Annotated in this window: 20 protein-coding genes; 13 read left to right on the top strand and 7 right to left on the bottom strand. The window is 62.8% G+C overall.

What is annotated here, in order from left to right; genetic code table 11:
- Positions 1 to 29: 29 nt before the first annotated feature.
- A complete protein-coding gene (locus M729_RS0125160) occupies positions 30 to 956 on the bottom strand; it encodes a LysR family transcriptional regulator (protein ID WP_027163234.1) in 927 nt (308 codons plus the stop codon).
- A gap of 92 nt (positions 957 to 1,048) precedes the next feature.
- Between M729_RS0125160 and M729_RS0125165 the strand changes: the two genes are divergently transcribed.
- The 4 genes from M729_RS0125165 to M729_RS0125180 all read left to right on the top strand — a co-directional run bounded on the left by M729_RS0125165 (position 1,049) and on the right by M729_RS0125180 (position 3,547).
- On the top strand, positions 1,049 to 1,942 hold the full coding sequence (locus tag M729_RS0125165; protein WP_013532338.1) for a DMT family transporter: 894 nt from the start codon (positions 1,049 to 1,051) through the stop codon (positions 1,940 to 1,942).
- A gap of 84 nt (positions 1,943 to 2,026) precedes the next feature.
- A complete protein-coding gene (locus M729_RS0125170; RefSeq protein WP_027163235.1) occupies positions 2,027 to 2,902 on the top strand; it encodes an alpha/beta hydrolase in 876 nt (291 codons plus the stop codon).
- A 56-nt stretch (positions 2,903 to 2,958) separates the two neighbouring features.
- Entirely contained in the window at positions 2,959 to 3,285 is a 327-nt protein-coding gene (locus M729_RS0125175; protein ID WP_027163236.1) for a hypothetical protein, read from the top strand.
- Positions 3,260 to 3,547, top strand: a complete 288-nt coding sequence (locus M729_RS0125180; RefSeq protein WP_210163521.1) for a hypothetical protein — start codon at positions 3,260 to 3,262, stop codon at positions 3,545 to 3,547. Before M729_RS0125175 ends, M729_RS0125180 begins: the two co-directional genes overlap by 26 nt.
- A 72-nt stretch (positions 3,548 to 3,619) precedes the next feature.
- Here the strand turns inward: M729_RS0125180 and mutL are convergent, their stop codons facing one another.
- Complete coding sequence (gene mutL, locus M729_RS0125185; RefSeq protein ID WP_027163238.1) at positions 3,620 to 5,494, bottom strand: DNA mismatch repair endonuclease MutL; 1,875 nt, start codon at positions 5,492 to 5,494, stop codon at positions 3,620 to 3,622.
- A gap of 74 nt (positions 5,495 to 5,568) precedes the next feature.
- A complete protein-coding gene (locus M729_RS0125190; RefSeq protein WP_013532333.1) occupies positions 5,569 to 6,471 on the bottom strand; it encodes a LysR substrate-binding domain-containing protein in 903 nt (300 codons plus the stop codon).
- A gap of 90 nt (positions 6,472 to 6,561) precedes the next feature.
- Here M729_RS0125190 and M729_RS0125195 point away from each other — a divergent pair, with 90 nt between their 5' ends.
- From M729_RS0125195 to M729_RS0125210, 4 genes are all read left to right on the top strand, one after another.
- Positions 6,562 to 8,112, top strand: a complete 1,551-nt coding sequence (locus M729_RS0125195) for a trimethylamine methyltransferase family protein (RefSeq protein WP_013532332.1) — start codon at positions 6,562 to 6,564, stop codon at positions 8,110 to 8,112.
- A 42-nt stretch (positions 8,113 to 8,154) separates the two neighbouring features.
- A complete protein-coding gene (locus M729_RS0125200) occupies positions 8,155 to 9,804 on the top strand; it encodes an ABC transporter substrate-binding protein (RefSeq protein ID WP_027163239.1) in 1,650 nt (549 codons plus the stop codon).
- A 96-nt stretch (positions 9,805 to 9,900) separates the two neighbouring features.
- Positions 9,901 to 10,380, top strand: coding sequence for a DUF3828 domain-containing protein (locus tag M729_RS0125205; protein WP_027163240.1), 480 nt, complete (start codon positions 9,901 to 9,903; stop codon positions 10,378 to 10,380).
- A gap of 4 nt (positions 10,381 to 10,384) precedes the next feature.
- A complete protein-coding gene (locus M729_RS0125210) occupies positions 10,385 to 10,996 on the top strand; it encodes a hypothetical protein (RefSeq protein WP_013532329.1) in 612 nt (203 codons plus the stop codon).
- 9 nt (positions 10,997 to 11,005) lie between these two features.
- On the opposite strand, the gene queF is transcribed toward M729_RS0125210, so the two are convergent.
- The gene (gene queF, locus M729_RS0125215; RefSeq protein ID WP_010915503.1) at positions 11,006 to 11,467 is read right to left on the bottom strand and encodes a preQ(1) synthase; all 462 of its coding nucleotides are present in this window, start codon (positions 11,465 to 11,467) and stop codon (positions 11,006 to 11,008) included.
- A 101-nt stretch (positions 11,468 to 11,568) separates the two neighbouring features.
- Between queF and M729_RS0125220 the strand changes: the two genes are divergently transcribed.
- On the top strand, positions 11,569 to 13,614 hold the full coding sequence (locus tag M729_RS0125220) for an NADH:flavin oxidoreductase (RefSeq protein ID WP_027163241.1): 2,046 nt from the start codon (positions 11,569 to 11,571) through the stop codon (positions 13,612 to 13,614).
- A 143-nt stretch (positions 13,615 to 13,757) separates the two neighbouring features.
- Here M729_RS0125220 and M729_RS0125225 read toward each other — a convergent pair whose 3' ends face one another.
- Positions 13,758 to 14,165: a hypothetical protein gene (locus M729_RS0125225; protein ID WP_013532327.1), complete on the bottom strand. Its 408-nt coding sequence runs from the start codon at positions 14,163 to 14,165 to the stop codon at positions 13,758 to 13,760.
- Positions 14,166 to 14,280: 115 nt separating this feature from the next.
- Between M729_RS0125225 and M729_RS0125230 the strand changes: the two genes are divergently transcribed.
- Entirely contained in the window at positions 14,281 to 14,709 is a 429-nt protein-coding gene (locus tag M729_RS0125230) for a MarR family winged helix-turn-helix transcriptional regulator (protein WP_013532326.1), read from the top strand.
- Positions 14,710 to 14,824: 115 nt separating this feature from the next.
- Positions 14,825 to 15,637: a hypothetical protein gene (locus M729_RS0125235; protein WP_245267631.1), complete on the top strand. Its 813-nt coding sequence runs from the start codon at positions 14,825 to 14,827 to the stop codon at positions 15,635 to 15,637.
- 71 nt (positions 15,638 to 15,708) lie between these two features.
- On the opposite strand, the gene M729_RS0125240 is transcribed toward M729_RS0125235, so the two are convergent.
- Positions 15,709 to 16,449, bottom strand: a complete 741-nt coding sequence (locus M729_RS0125240; RefSeq protein WP_081714379.1) for a polysaccharide deacetylase family protein — start codon at positions 16,447 to 16,449, stop codon at positions 15,709 to 15,711.
- A 76-nt stretch (positions 16,450 to 16,525) separates the two neighbouring features.
- Positions 16,526 to 18,592, bottom strand: coding sequence for an EAL domain-containing protein (locus M729_RS0125245; protein WP_024504816.1), 2,067 nt, complete (start codon positions 18,590 to 18,592; stop codon positions 16,526 to 16,528).
- Positions 18,593 to 18,923: 331 nt separating this feature from the next.
- On the opposite strand from M729_RS0125245, the gene M729_RS0125250 reads away from it, so the two are divergent.
- Both M729_RS0125250 and M729_RS01000000135745 read left to right on the top strand, forming a co-directional pair.
- The gene (locus M729_RS0125250) at positions 18,924 to 20,111 is read left to right on the top strand and encodes a glycine C-acetyltransferase (protein WP_024504815.1); all 1,188 of its coding nucleotides are present in this window, start codon (positions 18,924 to 18,926) and stop codon (positions 20,109 to 20,111) included.
- A gap of 52 nt (positions 20,112 to 20,163) precedes the next feature.
- A partial coding sequence (locus M729_RS01000000135745) for an alcohol dehydrogenase catalytic domain-containing protein (RefSeq protein ID WP_032809333.1) occupies positions 20,164 to 20,385 on the top strand: 222 nt, incomplete at its 3' end.

A 20,385-nucleotide genomic window follows, 5' to 3' on the forward strand; every position in this document is an offset into this window, starting at 1 on the left:
GGCCGGTTTTCCATATAGGTCCGGAAGGCCTATCGCTCGGCTTCGATAAACGCCTCGATCTTTTCCTGGGCCAGCCCGGCCTCTGCTGCGATGCGGCGGGCGAGGTCGGCGGCGGCGGCACGCGGCCGCCCCATCGGCCGGTCGAGCCAGTAGGATACCGGGTTGAGGGCTGTGCGCTCATCGACGGGAGTGATGCGGCCCGATTGTAATTGATGTCCGGTCAGCGGCGGGCGGGCCAGCGCGATGCCGAGCCCATAGGCGGCGGCGTCGAGCACCAGATTGTAGTCCTCGAAGCGGCGGTCCTGCGGGCGCGGGCGGTAATCCATGCCTTGCGCGGCAAACCAGGCGCGCCAGGCCGACGCGTCGGAATCGTTGATCAGCGGATATTTGAGCAGCCGGGCAGGGTCGCCGCGGCCGATCTCGCGGGCAAGCTCGGGTGACGCGACAGGGAAGACATGTTCCTCGAAAAGCTGCACCGAGATGCGGCCCGGAATGCCGCCGCGTCCACAACGGATCGAGAGGTCGATGCCTTCATCGGCAAGGTCGGCCTGGCGGATGTCGACATCGAGCACGATGCGCAGCTTCGAGGGATTGTTTTCCAGCGCTGCCATGCGCGGCATCAGCCACAGTCCGCTGACCGAGGGGATCGAGGTCAGCCGCACCACCGCCGTGCCACGGGGCTCGACCCAGCGGTCGGAATGGGTCGATATCAGCGCAAAGGCTTCCGCCGTGCGCAGATGCAGCCTGTTGCCTTCGATCGTCAGCGAGACGCCGCGCGCACCACGGTCGAAGACTTTCAATCCCAGCCAGTCCTCGAGCTTGGCGATCTGCCGGCTGACGGCGCCATGGGTGATATTGAGCTTTTCGGCGGCCGCCGAAAAGCTACCTGTTCGCGCCGCCGCATCGAAGGCGCGCAGCGTTTCGAGCGGCACCATTGTGTCCGAGCTGTGATCCATAGTCACAGGTGATCCTCGATTTCGTCGTTTGTCAACCGGGGTGAAAAGGCGTTTTCTGCCTTTCAGGACCGAAGAAATACGAGGGCGGTGAGATGAGCGAGATAACGGGCACGTTGAATTCGACACAGCGAATGGACACCACGGCAGCCATCGCGGTGGCGCTGACGGTGGTCGGTTGGGCCTCCGCCTTTCCCGCTATCCGAGCCGGTCTCGCCGCCTTCGGCCCACTGGAATTGGGTGCGTTGCGCTTTGCCATCGCCGCTGTGCCGGCGGCGATCTTCCTGGCCGTCAAGCGCCCGGCGCTGCCAAGGCTCGACGAAGCGTGGCGCCTGGTCTTTGGCGGCGCCATCTTCGTCGCGCTCTACACCGTTATGCTCAATTTCGGCGAACTGACCGTCTCGGCCGGTGCCGCCGGCTTCATCATCAATGTCAGCCCGATCTTCACCGCCATCATGGCGATGGCATTGCTGGGCGAGCGCTTTTCAGGCGTGGCCTGGATCGGTACGGTGATTTCCTTCGCCGGCATAGGCATCATCGCCATGGCCGACGGGCATGGCCTGTCGTTCAACACCGGTGCTCTGTTGGTGCTTGGTTCGGCCTTGTGCTCGGCCGTCAACACCATCGTCCAGAAGCCGCTGTTTGCCCGCCATCATCCATTGACCATTTCGGCTTCGAACATGGTGCTCGGCGCACTATGCCTGGCGCCCTTCCTGCCGTCGGCCTTTTCGCAGGCGGCGGTCGCCGACACAGCAGGCCTCGGCGCCGTCATCTTTCTCGGCATCGTGCCCAGCCTCATCGCCTATGCCGCCTGGGCGACCGCGCTGTCGCGTCTGCCGGCGGCACGTGCCTCCAACTTCCTCTATCTGGTCTCGCCGATGTCCGCGCTGATCGGCTTCTTCTGGCTGGGCGAAGTTCCCACGCTGCTCGGCATAATCGGCGGCGCGCTGGCGCTGGGCGGTGTCATCGTGGTGAATTTGAAGAGATGAATATTGCCGACCGTCCGCTTCCGCCATTCGGAACGATCCCTCGATCAAACGCGTTTAGCCGAGGTTTGTTCGACGGAGGTCCGAATGCCGGGTGCAACCACGCACCGACGCATGCAACTGGATGATCTATCCATTTTTTATCGCGAGGCAGGGCCGTTAGAAGCACCTGTCTTGCTCTTGCCGCACGGCTATCCCTGCTCTTCGTTCCAATTCCGCCGACTGATGCCGGCGCTCGCCGACCGCTGGCGGACGATTGCATTCGACTGGCCTGGCTTCGGATACAGCGGCACACCCGATCCGGTCACCTTCGGCTATGATTTCGACGCCTATTGCGACGTGCTTTCCAAGCTTGCCGATGAATTCGGTCTCCAACGCTACGCCTTGTGGCTGCATGATTATGGCTCGCAGATAGGACTCCGGCATGCGATCTCACACCCGGAGCGGATCAGCGCCCTGATCATCCAGAACGGCGACATCTACGAGGACGTGCTTGGACCCAAATACGCCACGATCAAGGCCTGGTGGACCGACAAGACGCACGGCAAGCACCGTCCGCTCGAGGCCGCGGTAAGTGAGGACGGGTTCCGGGCCGAGTTCATCGGGGAAGTGGCTGACGACGTCGCCATGCGCGTGCCGCCCGATCTCTGGAGCCTTCACTGGCCACTGATGAACACGCCGGTTCGTCGGCAGATCGCCGTCGGTCTGATGGAGAAGCTGGAAGCCAATCTCACCTGGTTTCCGCGCTACCAGGCTTATTTGCGTGAACACCATCCACCCACGCTGATCCTTTGGGGGCCTGAGGATGGCTATATGCCCGCGGCGTCGGCAAGGGCCTATCATCGCGATCTGCCCGATGCGGAACTGCATCTGATCGAAGGGGCGGGTCATTGGCTGCTCGAGACACATTTCGACGATGCGCTGCCGCTGGTCCGCGATTTCCTGGCTGGTGTTCACGGCTGATCACAGCCGGCGTCACTATGCCCAGTTTGCTGTCCGCCTGACTGAAGGAGAACCTCATGCCGACCAAACCGACCATCGCGCGCATCTGGCGCGGTCGCACCCGCCGCGACATCGCCGACGCCTATGAGCCATACCTGCGTGCCGAGGGTATTCCGCCCCTCGAGAAGACGGCGCTTGGCGTCCAATTGCTGCGCGAGGACCGTGATGCCGAGACGTGGTTCACAACCATCTCCTATTGGGCCGACATGCAAGCGATGACCGCCTTTACCAAAGGCGAACCGACCAAAGTCCATCATCTGGACCGCGATGCCGAGTTCCTGATCGAGCTGCCGGAGCGGATCGAAATCCATCGGATACTTGTCGATCGTCGGGGACTGCGCTGAGCGCCCATCGGTGGTTCGCAACCTCTTCTTCTTCGCGGTGATGTCGCTGATCTGGGGGCTGACCTGGGCCGCGATCAAGCTCGGTCTCAATGACGCGCCTCCGCTCCTGCTGGCGGCTGCACGGTATTTGCTGACCGCTTTGGCGGCAGGAGCCTGGCTCTTCGGCGAGGCGGTCAGCTGGGCTGAAATCACCGGTGCGATCCTCCTGCTGGCGGCGGCTGCGATCGCGCTACTCAGGCCGCTGGGCGAAAATCGCGGGTGACCACATTGTCGGCCGGCCTCCTGACCTGCCGACCTCGAGCGGCGAAGCGATAGGCCCGCAATCCGTCCGCAGCTATCGCCGTCCGAAAAGCCGTTCGATATCCGCCAGCTTGAGTTCGATATAAGTGGGGCGGCCGTGGTTGCAGGTGCCGGAGCCGGGCGTCGCCTCCATCTGCCGCAGCAGCGCGTTCATCTCCTCGGCCTTGAGCAGGCGGCCGGAGCGCACAGAGCCGTGGCACGCCATGGTCGCGGCTATCTTGTCCAGCCGCTCCTTCAGCGTGTCGACCGTGTCGTTGTCGGCGATCTCGTCGGCGAGGTCGCGCACCAATTGCTGGACATTGGCCTCGCCCAGCATCGACGGCGTCTCGCGCACCGCGACAGCGCCGGGGCCAAAGCGCTCGATGCCGAGACCGAAGCGGGCCAGCGTTTCCGAATGCAGCGCAAGCCGCTCGGCATCCTCTTCCGGCAGGTCGATGATTTCGGGCAGAAGTAGCATCTGCGAGGGCACCGGGCGCGAATGCAGCGCATTCTTCAGCGCCTCGTAGACCAGCCGTTCATGCGCCGCATGCTGGTCGACGATGATGAGCGAATCCCTGGTCTGGGCGACGATGTAGTTCTCATGCACCTGGGCGCGCGCCGCGCCCAGCACCGCGCCGAGCAACGTCTCGGCCGCCTCATCCTGCCCTGCGCGTGCATCGGCGCTGGCAAGCGGACCGGCATCGAAAGCCGCTTGCTCGCTTTCTCGCAAGCCGCGCTGCTCGAAGCCCGCACCATCGAAACCCATATCGAGCGGCCGCTGCGGCGATCGGGCAGGATCGAAGCCGGACGGACCCGACGCGCGGTAGGCCGCGTCGTAGCTGCGGTGGCCGTTTGCCGGTCCGCCGTGGCCGTAGGATGCGGCCCCTGGCCGGAACGCCGCCATCATGCCGGCGGCACCCGTGGTGGCGGCGCGGACGCCGGCATCGGCCAGTGCCTGTCGGATGGCCCCGACGATCAATCCGCGCACAAGGCCGGGATCGCGGAAGCGCACATCGGCCTTGGCTGGATGGACATTGACGTCGACGATGGCCGGATCGAGCGTCAGGAACAGTACCGTCACCGCGTGGCGGTCGCGCGGCAGGACGTCGGCATAGGCGCCGCGTATGGCGCCAGCGATCAGCTTGTCGCGCACTGGGCGGCCGTTCACATAGGCATATTGCTGCAGCGCGTTGGCGCGGGTGAAGGACGGGATCGACACGTGGCCGGTCAGATGCACGCCATCGCGCATCGCGTCGAGGGCAATGGAATTGTCGGGAAAGTCGGCGCCCATCACCTGGGCGACACGACGCAGGCTGCCTTCCGCGCTGTCGTCCGCGGCCGGCAGTTCCAGTGTCGAGCGGTCCGAGCCGGCCAGCGTGAAGCGCACGGCGGGGAAGGCGATGGCGATGCGCTTGACCACATCGCTGGTGGCCGAGCTTTCGGCGCGCTCGCCCTTCATGAACTTCAATCGGGCCGGCGTTGCGAAGAACAGGTCGCGCACCTCGACCGTGGTGCCGCGATTGGCCGCCGCCGGCCTGACAGGCAGGACGCGGCCACCCTCGATGCCGATCTCGGCGGCGCTCTCGCTTGCTGCCGTGCGCGAGCGGATCGAAAGTCGCGACACCGAGCCGATCGACGGCAGCGCTTCGCCGCGGAAGCCCAGCGAGCGGATGTCGTTGATATCCTCGGTGAGCTTGGAGGTGCAGTGACGTGCGATCGCCAGCGCCAGCTCCCGTTCGGCAATGCCGGAGCCGTCATCGGTGACGCGGATCAGGTTCAGCCCGCCGCCCGATGTGACGATCTCGACGCGCGAAGCACCGGCATCGAGCGCATTCTCGACCAGTTCCTTGACCACGCTCGCCGGACGCTCGATGACTTCGCCGGCGGCGATCTGGTTGATCATCGTTTCGGAAAGCTGGCGGATGGGCATGGCGGCACTATAGGCGGATTCGCGTCGCGCGGGAGGGGCAGAATTGCGCCAGCGGTGGATCAGTGGAAAACGACTTATGCCTGCGCCGCCAGCCAGTCGCGCACCTTGCGGGCGTTGTCGCTGAGCTCCCGGTTCTTCGGCCAGACGACATAGAAGGCCTTGCCAGTCTTCAGCACATGATCCGTCACCGGCACCAGCAGGCCCGACGCCAGCAGCCGCTCGGCGAGATGCCGCCAGCCGAGCGCGATGCCTTGGCCTTCCATGACACCCTGGATCACCAGGCCGTAGTCGTTGATGCGCAGGCCGCGCGCGGTATCGCTGAGATTGGCGCCCGCAGACTGGAACCATTCGTCCCAACTGGCCGCCTCGCGATACGGCTCCTCCAGATGGATGAGGCGGTGCGTGGCCAGTTCGGCAGCGGATCTGGGCAGGCCGAACTTTGCCGCATAGCTGGTGCCGGCGACGGGAAATATCTCCTCGTCAGCCAGCGGCAACGAATGATAGTCCGGCCAGTCACGCGGCGCGCCACCGCGCACGCCGAGGGGAATGCCTTCCGCGATGATGTCGAGGTCGCGGTCGGCGGTCTGGATACGCAGGTCAATGCCCGGCAGCTCGTCACGGAACTGCTGCAGGCGCGGCATCATCCAGAACGAACCGAACGCGGTCGAGGCGGCCAGCGTGACATGACCGCCGGTCGCCTGCAGGCGCAGATCCTCCGCCGATTTGCGGATGTGCGAAAGGCCGAGCGAGACGTCGGCATGGAAGCGCTCGCCGGCCTCGGTCAGGAGCACCTGGCGGTGGCGGCGCTGGAACAGCTTGGCGCCGAGCTGTTCTTCCAGTCCGCGCACGGCATAGGAGACGGCGGCCTGCGTCATGCCCAGCTCGCGCCCGGCGGCGGTGAAGCTCGACAGCCGCCCGGCCGCCTCGAAGACGATCAGGCTGCCGGCCGAAGGCAGAAGGTGGCGCAAGCTTCGCATAAGCTGAGCTTATACAAGAGATCAGGATTTTCCAGCGTCACATCACCATTTTGTCGCGCTAGGCTCCTTCATGAGTGGAATGGAGTTGCCATGAACGCACCGGCCCCCGAAGTGACCGAACATGCCAACCGCCGCAGTGGCGGCCGCCTGGGGCGCAAGGCCCTGCGCGGAGCTCCCGTAACGTCGTTCCCGACGCTGGTCCGCCAGATCCCCGTCTACCAGATGGTCCCGGATGAGGCGGTCGAACTGATCCACGAGGAGTCGCTCTTGATCCTCGAAGAGGTGGGATGCGAGTTCCGCGACGACGAGGCGATCGCACTGTGGAAGGCGGCGGGCGCGGATGTCTCGGAAACCCGTGTGCGGATCGACCGGGCCCTGCTGATGGAACTGGTGTCGAAGGTCCCGTCGGAGTTCACGCTCAATGCGAGGAATCCGCAGCGCACGGTGCGGGTGGGCGGCAACAACACCATCTTCGTGCCGATGTATGGCGCGCCCTATGTTCGCGATCTCGACAACAACAGGCGTTACGGCACGCTCGCCGACCTCAACAATTTCCACAAACTCGCCTACATGGCGCCGGCGCTGCATTCATCGAGTTCGGTCATTTGCGAGCCGATGGAAATCGCGGTACCGAAGCGTCACCTCCACATCATCCATTCCGCGCTTAAGCATTCCGACAAGCCGTTCATGGGCATCGTCACGTCCAAGGAGCGGGCGGAAGACACGATGGCGATGGCAGGCATCGTGTTCGGAGAGGATTACGTCCGCGACAATCCGGTCCTGGTGTCGATCACCAACTGCAATTCGCCGCTGGTGTGGGACGCCACCATGCTGGACGCGATGAAGGTCTATGCGCGAAGCAACCAGCCGCTGATCCTCGCACCCTTTGCACTGTGCGGCGCCTCGACTTCGGCGTCCGCCGTGGGCGCTGTGGCACAGGTCAATGCGGAAGCGCTGGCGGGCGTCGCCTTTACGCAGCTGCTGCGCCCAGGGTCGCCGCAGATCTACGGACAGTTCATGGTCACGGTGGACATGAAGACCGGTGCTCCGATGGGCGGCACGCCCGAGGCGGCGCAGATGATGTATCTGATGGGAGCGCTGGCGCGGAAATACCGACTGCCGTGGCGCACCTCCGGCTTCCATGTCGGGTCGAAGCTCAACGACGCCCAGGCTGGTTACGAGGCGAACATGCTGATGCATGCCGCCATCCTCGCCGGCGCCAACTACATCTGGCACTCCGCCGGATGGCTCGAGGCCGGCCTGACCTGCGGCTATTCGAAATTCGCCACCGACTGCGAACAGCTCATCGGCTGGTACAAATATGCCGGCGGCCTGCCGTTCGACGATTTCAAGGAAGCCATGGCGGCAATCCGCGAGGTGGGACCGCAGGGCCATTTCCTCGGTACCCAGCACACGCTGGAACATTTCGAATCCGCCTTCTTCATGCCCTCGATCATGGACTTCAATTCGTTCGAACAGTGGAAGGCAGAAGGGGCGAAGGACCACGACACGCGCGGCCGCGAGAAGGCGCGCAACATGCTGGCGGATTACGAGGAGCCGAAGCTCGACGAAGGCATCGCCGATGGCCTGATGGATTTCATCGCGCGGCGCGAGGAGAGGCTGCCGGACAGCGTCAGTTGAGGCGAAGAACCAAGATCAAAGGGAACCAGACGGGAGGAAAAAATGGCATTCTTCAGAAGCAGTGGCGATCGCGTGCCGAGCGCTATCGAGGCAATGGCGGTCGAAGCACGCGCGGGTCGTGTCGACCGGCGCGAGTTCCTGGCGCTGGCAAGCGCCTTCGGCGCATCGACGGCTCTTGCCTATGGCATGATCGGCCTTGCCGTGCCGGATCGGGCCTTGGCCGAAGAGCCGAAGAAAGGCGGAACGCTGCGCGTCTCGATGTCGGTGAAGGGACAGAAGGATCCGCGCACTTACGACTGGGTGGAACTGGCGAACATTTCGCGCTGCTGGCTGGAGCCGCTTGTCCGCTATACCAGGCAATTCACCTTCGAGCCGGTCCTGCTCGAAAGCTGGGATATCAACGACGACGCCACCGAATACGTGCTGCATGTGCGCAAGGGCATCACGTGGAACAATGGCGATGCCTTCAACGCCGATGACGTCGCTCACAATCTGACCCGCTGGTGCGAGAAGAATGTCGCCGGCAATTCCATGGCCGCCCGGGTCGGCGCGCTGATCGACGCAAAGACCGGCAAGGCCAGGGATGGCGCGATCACCAAGGTCGACGACAATACGGTCAAGCTGAAGTTAAGCGAACCAGACATTTCGCTGATCCCGAATTTCACCGACTATCCGGCGCTCGTCGTCCATCGCAGCTTCGATGCCGACGGTGCCGATCCGATCAAGAAGCCGATCGGCACGGGACCGTTCGAACTGGTCTCCTACGATGTCGGCCAGAAGGCGGTCGTCAAGCGTCGTGAGAATGGCAAATGGTGGGGTGGTGAGGCGCCGCTCGACAGCGTCGAGTTCGTCGACTACGGCACCGATTTCAACGCCACCGTGAACGCGTTCGAATCCGGTGAGATCGACCTCAATTTCGAGTCGCCCGCCGACTTCATCGACATTCTCGACAAGATGGATCTGGTGAAATCGGAGGTGGCGACGGCGACGACGCTGGTTGCCCGCACCAACATCACCCACAAGCCCTACGACGACAAGCGGGTGCGCAACGCCCTGCAAATGGCCGTCGACAACAATGCGGTCCTCGAACTCGGTTATGCCGGGCGAGGCACCCCTGGTGAAAACCACCACGTCGCCCCGATCCATCCGGAATACTATGCGCTGCCCAAGAAGACACGCGACGCCGCCGGCGCCAAGAAGCTGATGGCGGAAGCCGGACAGGCCGACTTCGAGCATGAGCTGATCACCATCGAGGACGATTGGCAGAAGAATACCGGCGACGCCATTGCCGGCCAGTTGCGCGATGCCGGGATCAAGGTGAAGCGCACGGTGCTGCCGGGTTCGACCTTCTGGAACGACTGGACGAAATATCCCTATTCGATGACGATCTGGTACATGCGCCCGCTTGGCGTGCAGGTGCTGGCGCTCGGCTATCGCACCGGCGAGGCCTGGAATGAATCGGCATATTCCAACCCCGATTTTGATGCCAAGCTCAAGCAGGCGCTTTCGCTCATCGACGTGGAGAAACGACGCGAGGTCATGAAGGATGTCGAGCAGATCCTGCAGGATTCGGGCGTCATTATTCAGCCCTTCTGGCAGAAGCTCTACAGCCACATGAGCAAGAAGGTGAAGAACTATGGTGTCCACCAGACATTCGAGATGGACCTTCAGAACGTCTGGCTGGACGGCTAAAACAAGGTGCTGCAGGACTTCATGAGCCGCAAAAAAGCCGATATGCAGGATACGTGGTGTTGATAGGCTCAAGCCGTCAAAAGCCGGAGATTCTGCATGCGACTGACAGTGATCGTTGCCGCCCTTTCGATAGCCCTGCCGGCCGGAGCCGTCGCCGGACCGGCGTCCGACGCGGTGAAGTTCTTCTATGCCCCGGCGGTCAAGTTCGAGGCCGACGAACAATATCGGGACCGGTTCACCGAACCGGTGACGAAACTGTTCGACCTGAACGACCAGGCAACGAAAAAGAACCCGGACCAGGTCGCCTGCATCGATTTCGATCCTGGTCTCGACGCTCAGGATTTCGATCAGAAAACCGTCTCGAAAACGCTGAAACTGTCTGAGAAGCAGGATGGCGACAACGCACAGGTCACGGCATCCTTCAGCCTGTTTCCGGAAGGCGATGATTCCAAACGTGAAATGCTCTGGTCGCTCAAGAAGATCGACGGCAAGTGGAAGATATCGGACATCGCTTCCAAAACCAGCGACTGGACGCTCAGCGCGCTGGAATGCATGGCCGGCCAGACGCCGGAGTGAAGCGATGGCCCACCGCCGGTTCGTGGCACTGTCGGGTGTGTGCCTGCTGGCGGCTCTGAGCGGCGCCGCCGCGCAAGGCTTGTTGGGTGCGCCGCCGGCAAACGCCCCGGCCGACACCCAGCCGAGCGACAGCGCTGCACCGCCCGCAAATGCGCCGGGCGGAGCGGCAGAACCGGCCACGCCGCCGGTTGGATGGTCGCCGGCCGAAGCCGCGCCCGCCGCACCGATCCAGCCGGGCTCGCCGACCGCCGTTGTGCGGCCGTTTTACGATCAGGTCGGGCTGGAGATCGATCCGGCCGAGCGAAGCCATTTCATCGATCCAGCCAAAACCGTGCTCGACAAGAGCGACGCCTTGCGCAAATCCGGGCAGGGCGAGTGCCTCGACCCCAACATGGCGCTCGACAATGCCGATTACGACAAGGCCGAGATAGACAAGAGCCTGAAGACGCTCGAGGCGATCAACGGTGACCAGGCCAAGGTCATCGTCGCCTTCGTCATATCGGGCAACCCGCACCGGCTGGAATGGAAATTCAAGAAGGTCGATGGCGACTGGAAGATCACGGACCTGTTGTCGGTGACCGGCGAATGGGCACTCAGCCAATATCAGTGCGAATGATGGGCGAGCTCAACCCCGCCCGCGATAGGGCGCCACCCCGGTGTCGGGGAGCCAGGCGCCTTCCGGCGGAGCGCCGGTTTGCCAGAACACATCGATCGGAATGCCGCCGCGTGGATACCAATAGCCGCCTATGCGCAACCACAGCGGCTTGGTTGCCGCCACGATGCGGCGGCCGATCATGACGGTGCAGTCTTCATGGAAGGCGCCATGGTTGCGAAACGAGGTCATGAACAGCTTGAGCGACTTCGATTCCACCAGAGCCGCATCGGGTGCGTAGTCGATGACGATATGGGCGAAGTCCGGTTGGCCGGTGACCGGGCACAGCGAGGTGAATTCCGGGCAGGTGAAGCGCACGATCGCCGGCGGCCCGTCGCCGCGCGAAAACGGTACGGTCTCCAGAACCGCTGCTTCGGGGCTTTGTGGCGTCTCGACGTGCGCACCGAGCTGGGTGAGAGTTTTGGTATCGATCATGGGCCCAATCCTTGTCGCATGCGCCCGGAGTGCGTGCGGGACGACATGCTTGAAAACGAATTTTGCCGCTCATTAGCACAATTTGAAACCGCAGGAAGACGATGACCTCCAACGATCCGCTTCTCCAGCCCTACCAGCTCAAACATCTGACGCTGAAGAACCGGGTCATGTCGACCAGCCATGAGCCGGCCTATTCCGAGGACGGCATGCCGAAACAGCGATACCGGCTCTACCATGCCGAGAAGGCCAAGGGCGGTATGGCGCTGACCATGACCGCCGGCTCGGCGATCGTCTCGCGCGACAGCCCGGCCGCTTTCGGCAATCTGCATGTCTATGACGACAGGATCGTGCCGTGGCTGGCCGAGCTCGCCGATGCCTGCCACGAGCACGACTGCAAGGTGATGATCCAGATCACCCATCTCGGCCGCCGTACCGGCTGGAACAAGGCCGACTGGCTGCCGGTGCTCTCGGCCTCGCCGGTGCGTGAGCCGGCGCATCGCGCATTCCCGAAAACCATCGAGGACTGGGACATCGAGCGCATCGTCGCCGACTATGCTTCGGCCGCCCAGCGCTGTCAGGCCGCCGGCCTGGACGGCATCGAGTTCGAATCCTACGGCCATCTGATGGACGGCTTCTGGTCGCCGGCCACCAACCATCGCGACGACGAATTCGGCGGCTCGCTCGACAACCGCCTGCGCTTCACCAACATGGTGCTTGATGCCGTGCGTGCGTCGGTCGGCGAGAAATTCGTCGTCGGCATCCGCATGGTCGCTGACGAAGATTTCGAAAAAGGCCTGTCCAAACAGGAGGGCATCGAGATCGCCGGGCGGCTGGCCAATTCCGGCAAGGTCGATTTCCTCAACATCATCCGCGGCTCGATCGAAAGCGATGCGGCGCTGACCAAGGTCATACCGGTGGCCGGCATGCGCTTGTCGCCGCATCTCGATTTCGCCGGAGAGGTGAGGGCGGCGACGAAATTCCCGACCTTCCACGCGGCGCGCATATCCGACGTGGCCACCGCACGCCACGCCATTGCCACCGGCAAGCTCGACATGGTCGGCATGACCCGCGCCCATATCGCCGATCCGCACATCATCAAAAAGGTGATGGAGGGCCGCGAGCATGAGATCCGCCCGTGCGTGGGCGCCACCTATTGTCTCGACCGCATTTATGAGGGCGGCGAAGCGCTTTGCGTCCACAATGCCGCGACTGGCCGCGAGGCCGAAATCCCGCATATCATCGTCAAGACCGAAGGACCGAAGCAGAAAATCGTGGTCATCGGAGCCGGCGCCGGCGGGCTGGAGGTTGCGCGGGTCGCAGCCGAGCGCGGCCACAAGGTGACGGTGCTTGAAGCATCGAGCCAGGCCGGCGGCCAAATTCGACTGGCGACGCAGAATCCGCGCCGCAAGGAGCTGATCGGTATCATCGACTGGCGGCTGGCCGAACTCGCCCGGCTCGGCGTCGAGATCCGCTACGACACCTGGGCGGAGAAGGACGATGTTCTGGCGCTGTCACCCGACGTGGTGGTGGTCGCCACCGGCGGCCTGCCGCAGAACCCGCCGCTGACGGCCGGCGACAATCTTGTCACCTCAAGCTGGGACATCATGGCCGGCAGCGTCAAGCCGGCCGAAAATGTACTGCTCTATGACGACAATGGCGGCCATCAGGGCATGGGCGCCGCCGAACTGATCGCCAATGCCGGCTCGAAACTCGAACTTGTCTCGCCCGAACGTTTCTTTGCCCCGGAAATGGGCGGCATGAACCATGTGCCGTACATGCGCGCCTTTCAGGAAAAGGGCGTCAGCATCACCATCAACACGCGGCTGCGTTCGGTGCGCCGCGAGGGCAACCAACTGGTCGCCGAACTGGCATCGGATTTCGCCGATGGCTGGCGCGGCGAGCGCAGGGTCGACCAGGTGGTGGTCGAGCACGGTACGTTGCCGCTCGATGATCTCTATCTCTCGCTGAAGCCTCTGTCGAAGAACGGCGGTGCGGTCGACTACGAACGGCTGGTGAGCGGTGGCGACATCTTCCCCAAGCGCAATCCAGAAGGCGGCTTTGTACTGTTCCGCATCGGCGACGCGGTCGCCTCGCGCAACATCCATGCCGCCATCTACGACGGCATCAGGTTCGGCTTGCGGATCTGAAATTGGGCGTTGCGAGGATCGGTGGCGCGCGGCCGGACCTGCGTACGAGAGCCCATGTACTTCGGTCTGGCCGCGCGCCCGCACGTCATTGGCTCGTCGCCAGACAACGTACGATTCTGTGAGGGTGTGCCGCGTGGCGGCGTTCAAAACATTCTGGCGGTGGCCATGCACAGCACTGTCAGCACCAACAGCCCCCCGGCAATGCGCTCGCCTCTTGTCATCTTCGCGCGCAACTGCCTTTCCGTTGCCGCATCGGCACCGGCAAGCTGCCTGCTGGCTGAGCCCACCAGCGCGCCTTGCACGCCGGCGGCGATCAGGGCCGTCACGATGCCCAGCGCCAGCACCTTCTCCATCGAGCCGAAAACACCCTCGTGAAAGAAATACCAGAGCAGTATGCCGGTCAGGAAAACCAGGCCGGCAGCGCCCATTTGCGGCCGGAAGAACCGTTCCGCCCGGATGTCCGGGTCACGGCCGACCGCGATGGTCGTGCCCGCCCAGAATACGCCTGCCATGACATGAAGACCGATAACGACGATGTAGACATATTGCATGACCGGATTTCCTCTTTAGCCCGCCATCTCTAGATGATTAGATATCGAATGGTTAGATGTCAATATATAAGTCGTGCCAGTTCCATCCGTGCATGACACCGTCTAGGGTCCTGCAATGACACCCTTTGACCGCCCGCCAGTCGGCATGAATCTCGGACGAACCGCCAAGCTGGTTGCCCAGGCCTTCGATGCTGCCCTGGTCGAGGCTGGAGGTACATTGCCGATCTGGCTCACGCTGCTATCGGTCAAGTCGAGCAACCTTGCCAACCAGCGCGAGCTTGCCGGCATGATCGGTATCCAGGGCGCGACGCTGACCCATCATCTCAACGCCATGGAGGCGCAGGGCCTGCTGATGCGCCGCCGCGACCCCGTCAACCGCCGGGTTCATCTGGTCGAATTGACCGAGGCCGGAGAAGCGATGTTCGAGACACTGCGCAAGGCCGCGCTCGTCTTCGACAAGCGGCTGCGAGTGGGATTGACCGACGAGCGTCTGGCGGAGTTCGCGCAGGTGCTGGCCGTGTTGCGGGGCAATGTCGGGGGATAGAATCCGACGGACCAAGAATTTCCTTGGACTGGACTTCCCTCATCACATTTGTAACGTTCCATTGTCCGGCTGATCCTGGTGGGAAGAGGTCGGGCTCAACTCTTCCGCAAAATCTATGCAAGAATACCGAAGCCGCTGGCTTCGGCAGCGAGAAGTCGCCGGAAAACCTAACAACGTTCGGGGGGACAAGTTGACCAAAGAAGATCTGTTCGTTCCGCGCCAGACCAACACGGCGCTTTACATCCAGCTATACGAGGCTGGATATCCGCTTGCCGATATCGCCAGGGTGCAGAAGGCGTATCGTGTGTGTTGCGCGATGTTCAACGGCCGTTATCGCAAGACGGGACGGCCTTTCATCTGCCATGCGGTGGGAGCTGCGTCGTCGGTCGCGCATTTCGACAAAAGCGTCGATCTTGTCCTCGCTGCTATGTTTCACGCCGCCTATGACGGAGGCCAGTATCCGGACGGCAAATCCAGCAGGCGAACCGATGCTCACCGCAAGTGGCTGGAGCAAAAAATCGGTCCTCGCGTCGAGGGTCTTGTCGCTCGCGTGGTCGGACTGAAATTCGACACGGGAGATCCCGAGCGCATTGTGGACAAAGGTGTGCCTGCCGGCGACGAGGACATTCTGTTCCTGGCGCTTGCCCATGAGGTCGATGACCTGGCGGACGGCGGACTGGCGTTTGCGCCCAAATACGGCCAGTCGATTCGTTCGAGGGTTGCTGCCTGCGCCACTCTGGCCAGGAATCTGGGCCACGAAAATCTTGCCGCCACCATCGAAGGTTACGGCGCCCGCTACGAGACGATGGCGTGGGCTGCTCCCCTCCAGGAGACGAAGCTGGTGGGCTTTCAGATGACGCCTAATTTGCGCACATACATCAAATTGCGTCGGCACAAGCTGCGCGGGGAGTCGATCGAGGTGCTTTGACGCCTTGCCGGCCATGCGACAGCATCGGGTACCGATGCACATCCGCTGAAGAACTTGCCGTCCTCACCGGTTCAGTCGTCGTAGCCCTGGATTGCCCCAAAGGCGTAACGGCGCAGCTTCAGCGCGGCGATCAAATTGGTCAGCTTCGTCTTGCCGTCGAAGCCGTCCTGAAACATCTCGTCATGCATCAGCAAGATCAGCTTGCCGGGCTTGACGAAGCGGCCATAGCCGAACAGATGATCGATCTCGCTGACCAGATGGTCGACGCTCTGCACCGGCTCGCCGTTGTCCTTGTGCACCCATTCATGGTCCCAGCCGTAGAGATAGAAGCCTGAGGCCGCGACAAATTCGTAGTCGGGCTCTTCATGCCCCTCCTGGGCGAGGCCAAGCGAAGTGTCGTTCTTCGACATGGAGGGCAGCCTGAACACGTCGCGCCCCGGCAGCCTTGCATGCACCACGGGCTTCAAGCCGAGCACCGCGTTTGCCCGTACCATGTCGGCGACGACACCCTCGGTGTCGCCGTAGAAATGCCGGTAGTGATTGTAGGCATGGCTGTAGCTGTGGTTGCCGAGCGTCACCAGAGGAAGCTGCTTGGCGCGCTGGACGAGCGCTCTGTTGGCAGCGCTCGCCTGTGCATGCATGCCGACCATGAATAGGGTTGCAGGAACCTGCTCGGCCTCCAGCACGTCGAGGATGTTGCTTGTGCCGTTCAGCGGCCCATCGTCGAAGGTAAGATAGATGGTGCGATCGGCGCCCTGGGCGGGGGCCGCAAAGATCAGCAGTGCCGCAAGGGCAAACCGAAACGGTGTCATCAGCCCCGATATCCCTGTTGCGATCACGACAAGGCGGCCATCTTCACACGCGGTTGTCAAGGCAGCCCGGCCGTACCTATGCCAGGCTTCCTTGCAGCACCGTCAGCTTGGCCTTCTTCGGCATGCGGGCGGTCAGCCATTCCAGCGCCTTGTCGTGCGGCATCGGGAAGGCGATGGAGTAGCCCTGCACCTGGTCGCAGCCGATCGCCATCAGCGAATCGAGCTCGGCCTCGGTTTCGGCACCCTCCGCGACGATCGAGATGCCGAGGCCACGCGCCAGCTCGGTGATGGCGCGCACGATCTTCGAGTTGTCGCCATTCTCATGGATGTTCTGAACGAAGCGGCGATCGATCTTCAGCCGGTCGATCTCGTTCGGGTTGACATGGCTGAGCGAAGCATAGCCGGTGCCGAAATCATCGAGTTCGAGATGGACGCCGGCTGCCCTGATGTGGCGCAGCTTGGCGGCGATGCCTGTCTTTTCGTCGTCGAGGATGACGGATTCGACGATTTCCAGCGACAGTTTTTGCGGCGGCAGCCCAGCCTTTTCCAGCGTCTCGAACAAGAACGCATCGAAATCGTGCTCGCGCAGCTCGGTGCCGGAAACATTGACGGCAAGCCGTCCGAAGGCAATGCCGGCGCGATTCCATTCGGCCGCCTCGTTGATCGCCTTGGTGATGACGATGCGGCCGATCTCGGGCATGAAGCCGCATTTCTCGGCGACCGGGATGAATTCGCCGGGCGGGATCATGCCGCGCTCCGCATGGTTCCAGCGCACCAGCGCCTCGATGCCGCTGATCGTGCCGTTGGTCAGCGAGACCTGCGGCTGGAAATAGACCTGGAACGCCCGCTCCGCGATGGCGACCTTGATGTCGTGCTCGAGCTGCTTGCGATAATCGAGTTCGCGGCGCAGTTCCTCGGAGAAGAAGGAGAAGTTGCCACCGCCAAGCTTCTTGGCGGAATAAAGCGCCAGGTCGGCATGGACCAGCAAATCCCCAGCGTTGTCGGCGTCGATCGGATAGACCGCGATGCCGGCGCTGGCGCCTGGGAGAATGGTCGTGCCCTGGAAGACGATCGGCTCGTTGATGTGCGCCAGGATGCGCCGCGCCAGCATGTTGATGTCTTCGGTGCCGCCGGCGCCGCCGAGGATCATGACGAACTCGTCGCCGCCCAGGCGCACGCACAGATCCGACGCCCGGCAGGAATCGCGCATGCGCTGTGCCGTGACGACCAGCACATAGTCGCCGGCGGCGTGGCCGAGCGTATCGTTGATCTGCTTGAATCGGTCGAGATCGAGCTGGACGACGGCAAGGCGTTCGCGACGCCGGTGCGTGCCCTTGATCAGCGTGTCGAAATGATCGGTCAGGAACGTGCGGTTGTGCAGGCCGGTGAGGCCGTCATGAACCGCGATGAAGGCCATGGAATTGCGCGCGTCGATCAGTTCATGCGTCTTGCGCAGGATGGCGTTCGACATCGGCCTGAAGATGAAGAGCGCCACCAGTATGATGACGCCGATTGTGGCGTAGAACAGCGTGCGATGGAGAGCGAGCAGCTTCTCGGAGCGGTCGTCGGCGTCGGCAGTGATGCGCTGGCCGAGCGCGGCATAACCCGACAAGGTCGCATTGGCGACTGAGGCGTCGAGATTGACGCGTTCGCCGCCGCCCTTGTAGCCGCCATTGCCGCTGAATTGCGATTCATAGGCAGAGATCAGGCGGTCGCCATTGGCGATCAGCCCGACCGAGAAATAGTCGAGGTGGAAGGGCTTGGCGAAGAGGACGCTTTCGATCGACTTCGGGTCGAGCTTGGCCGGCGATTGCGGATCGGCTCCCGTCTGATCGAGCAGCAGGTCGTAGTTGGTCTCGAACTCCGCCGTTGCCTGCTTGAGCGCGCTGACCAGCGCTGGTTGCTTGTCGCGTGAACCGGCACCCGTTGCACTGGCAAGGAAGACGATGCGCTGCGACAGCGTCTTTTGTGTGCTGACGATGTCGAGCAAGGTGTGATTGTGCTGTTGGGTGGCCATCATCTGCTGCAGCAGGATGAAGGAGGCGATCACCATGGCCGCAATGATCAGCAGGGCTAGCCAATAGCCAGCCTTGATCAGCAGTATGAGCTTGCCTGAAACGGTTTGCACCGGCTGCTGCGACATTTTCGGGGGCGGCCCTCTCGCCTAAGGATTCTTGCCTAGGGATTCTTGTATGAGCACCATTGAACTGCAAACGTTAACAGGACCGGAAATCGACGGCTGTCCGGCAAGGGGCGGCCGTGGAAAGATCGCGGAATGGTTATCGGCTCGTTTAGCACCGTACCGGCATTTGAGCGGTCATCGGCCAGAACCTTTGTCGTGGCGTCGTTCCTCGGCCGCGTGATGATCGACATCGGGGCCGCGTCGTGCTGCTTGCCACCGATCCGGTCGTTTTTGCGATGGATTTTTCGCGCGGACGAGACGACAGTCGGCCCACATCAAACGAGGCTAGGTCATGACCGCAGCATTCCTCTCCCACATCGACAGCGAGCTCGCGGGGCTCAAATCGGCAGGCCTCTACAAGTCGGAGCGGGTGATCACTTCGACGCAGTCGGCCGAGATCGAGGTCGGCGGCGACAAGGTGTTGAATTTCTGTGCCAACAACTATCTCGGCCTCGCCGATAGCGCCGATTTGCGCAATGCTGCCAAGCAGGCACTCGACCGCTATGGCTACGGCATGGCATCGGTGCGCTTCATCTGCGGCACGCAGGAAGAGCACAAGCAGCTCGAATCGACGATTTCCTCCTTCCTCGGCATGGAAGACACCATCCTTTACGGCTCCTGCTTCGATGCCAATGGCGGCCTGTTCGAGACGCTGCTGGGCGAGGAAGACGCCATTATTTCGGATGCCTTGAATCATGCCTCGATCATCGATGGTGTGCGGCTGTCGAAGGCCAAACGTTTCCGCTACGCCAACAACGACATGGCCGATCTCGAGGCGCGCCTGAAGGAAGCCCGGGACTGCCGCTTCCGGTTGATCGCCACCGACGGCGTGTTTTCGATGGATGGCATCATCGCCAATCTCAGGGGTGTCTGCGACCTCGCCGAGAAGTATGACGCCATGGTGATGGTCGACGACAGCCATGCCGTCGGCTTCGTCGGTCAGAACGGCCGCGGCTCGGCCGAGCATTGCGGCGTCGAGGGCAGGGTCGACATCATCACCGGGACGCTCGGCAAGGCACTTGGTGGGGCCTCCGGTGGTTACACCTCGGGCAAAAGCCAGGTGGTCGACTGGTTGCGCCAGCGCTCACGGCCGTATCTCTTTTCCAACACGCTGATGCCGGCGATCGCCGGCGCTTCGATCAAGGTGTTCGAGCTGATCAAGGACGGCGATGGGCTGCGCGACAAACTCTACGACAACGCTGCGCGGTTCCGGTCGCAAATGGGCAAGCTCGGCTTCACGCTGGCCGGAGCGGATCATCCGATCATCCCGGTGATGCTGGGCGATGCCAGCCTGGCGCAGGAGATGGCCGCGCGCATGCTGAAGCGCGGCATCTACGTCATTGGCTTCTCCTTCCCGGTGGTGCCAAAGGGGCAGGCGCGCATCCGCACGCAGATGTCGGCGGCGCATTCCAGCGCCGATATCGACCGCGCGGTGGAAGCGTTCGCCGCCGTCGGGCGCGAACTCGGCGTCATTTCCTGACAAGCCGGAATCGAAAAGCGATTCCGGAACAAGAGCTTCAAGGGACAAAAGCATGTCGAACATGATGAAAGCGCTGGTGAAGGCCAAGGCCGAACCAGGCATCTGGATGGAAGAGGTGCCGGTGCCGGAAATCGGCCCTAACGACGTGCTGATCAAGATCAAGAAGACGGCGATCTGCGGCACCGACGTGCACATCTACAATTGGGACCAGTGGGCGCAGAAGACGGTGCCGGTGCCGATGGTGACGGGCCATGAATTCGTCGGCACCGTTGCC

Source organism: Mesorhizobium sp. WSM1293, assembly GCF_000513875.1.
GTDB lineage: Bacteria > Pseudomonadota > Alphaproteobacteria > Rhizobiales > Rhizobiaceae > Mesorhizobium > Mesorhizobium ciceri.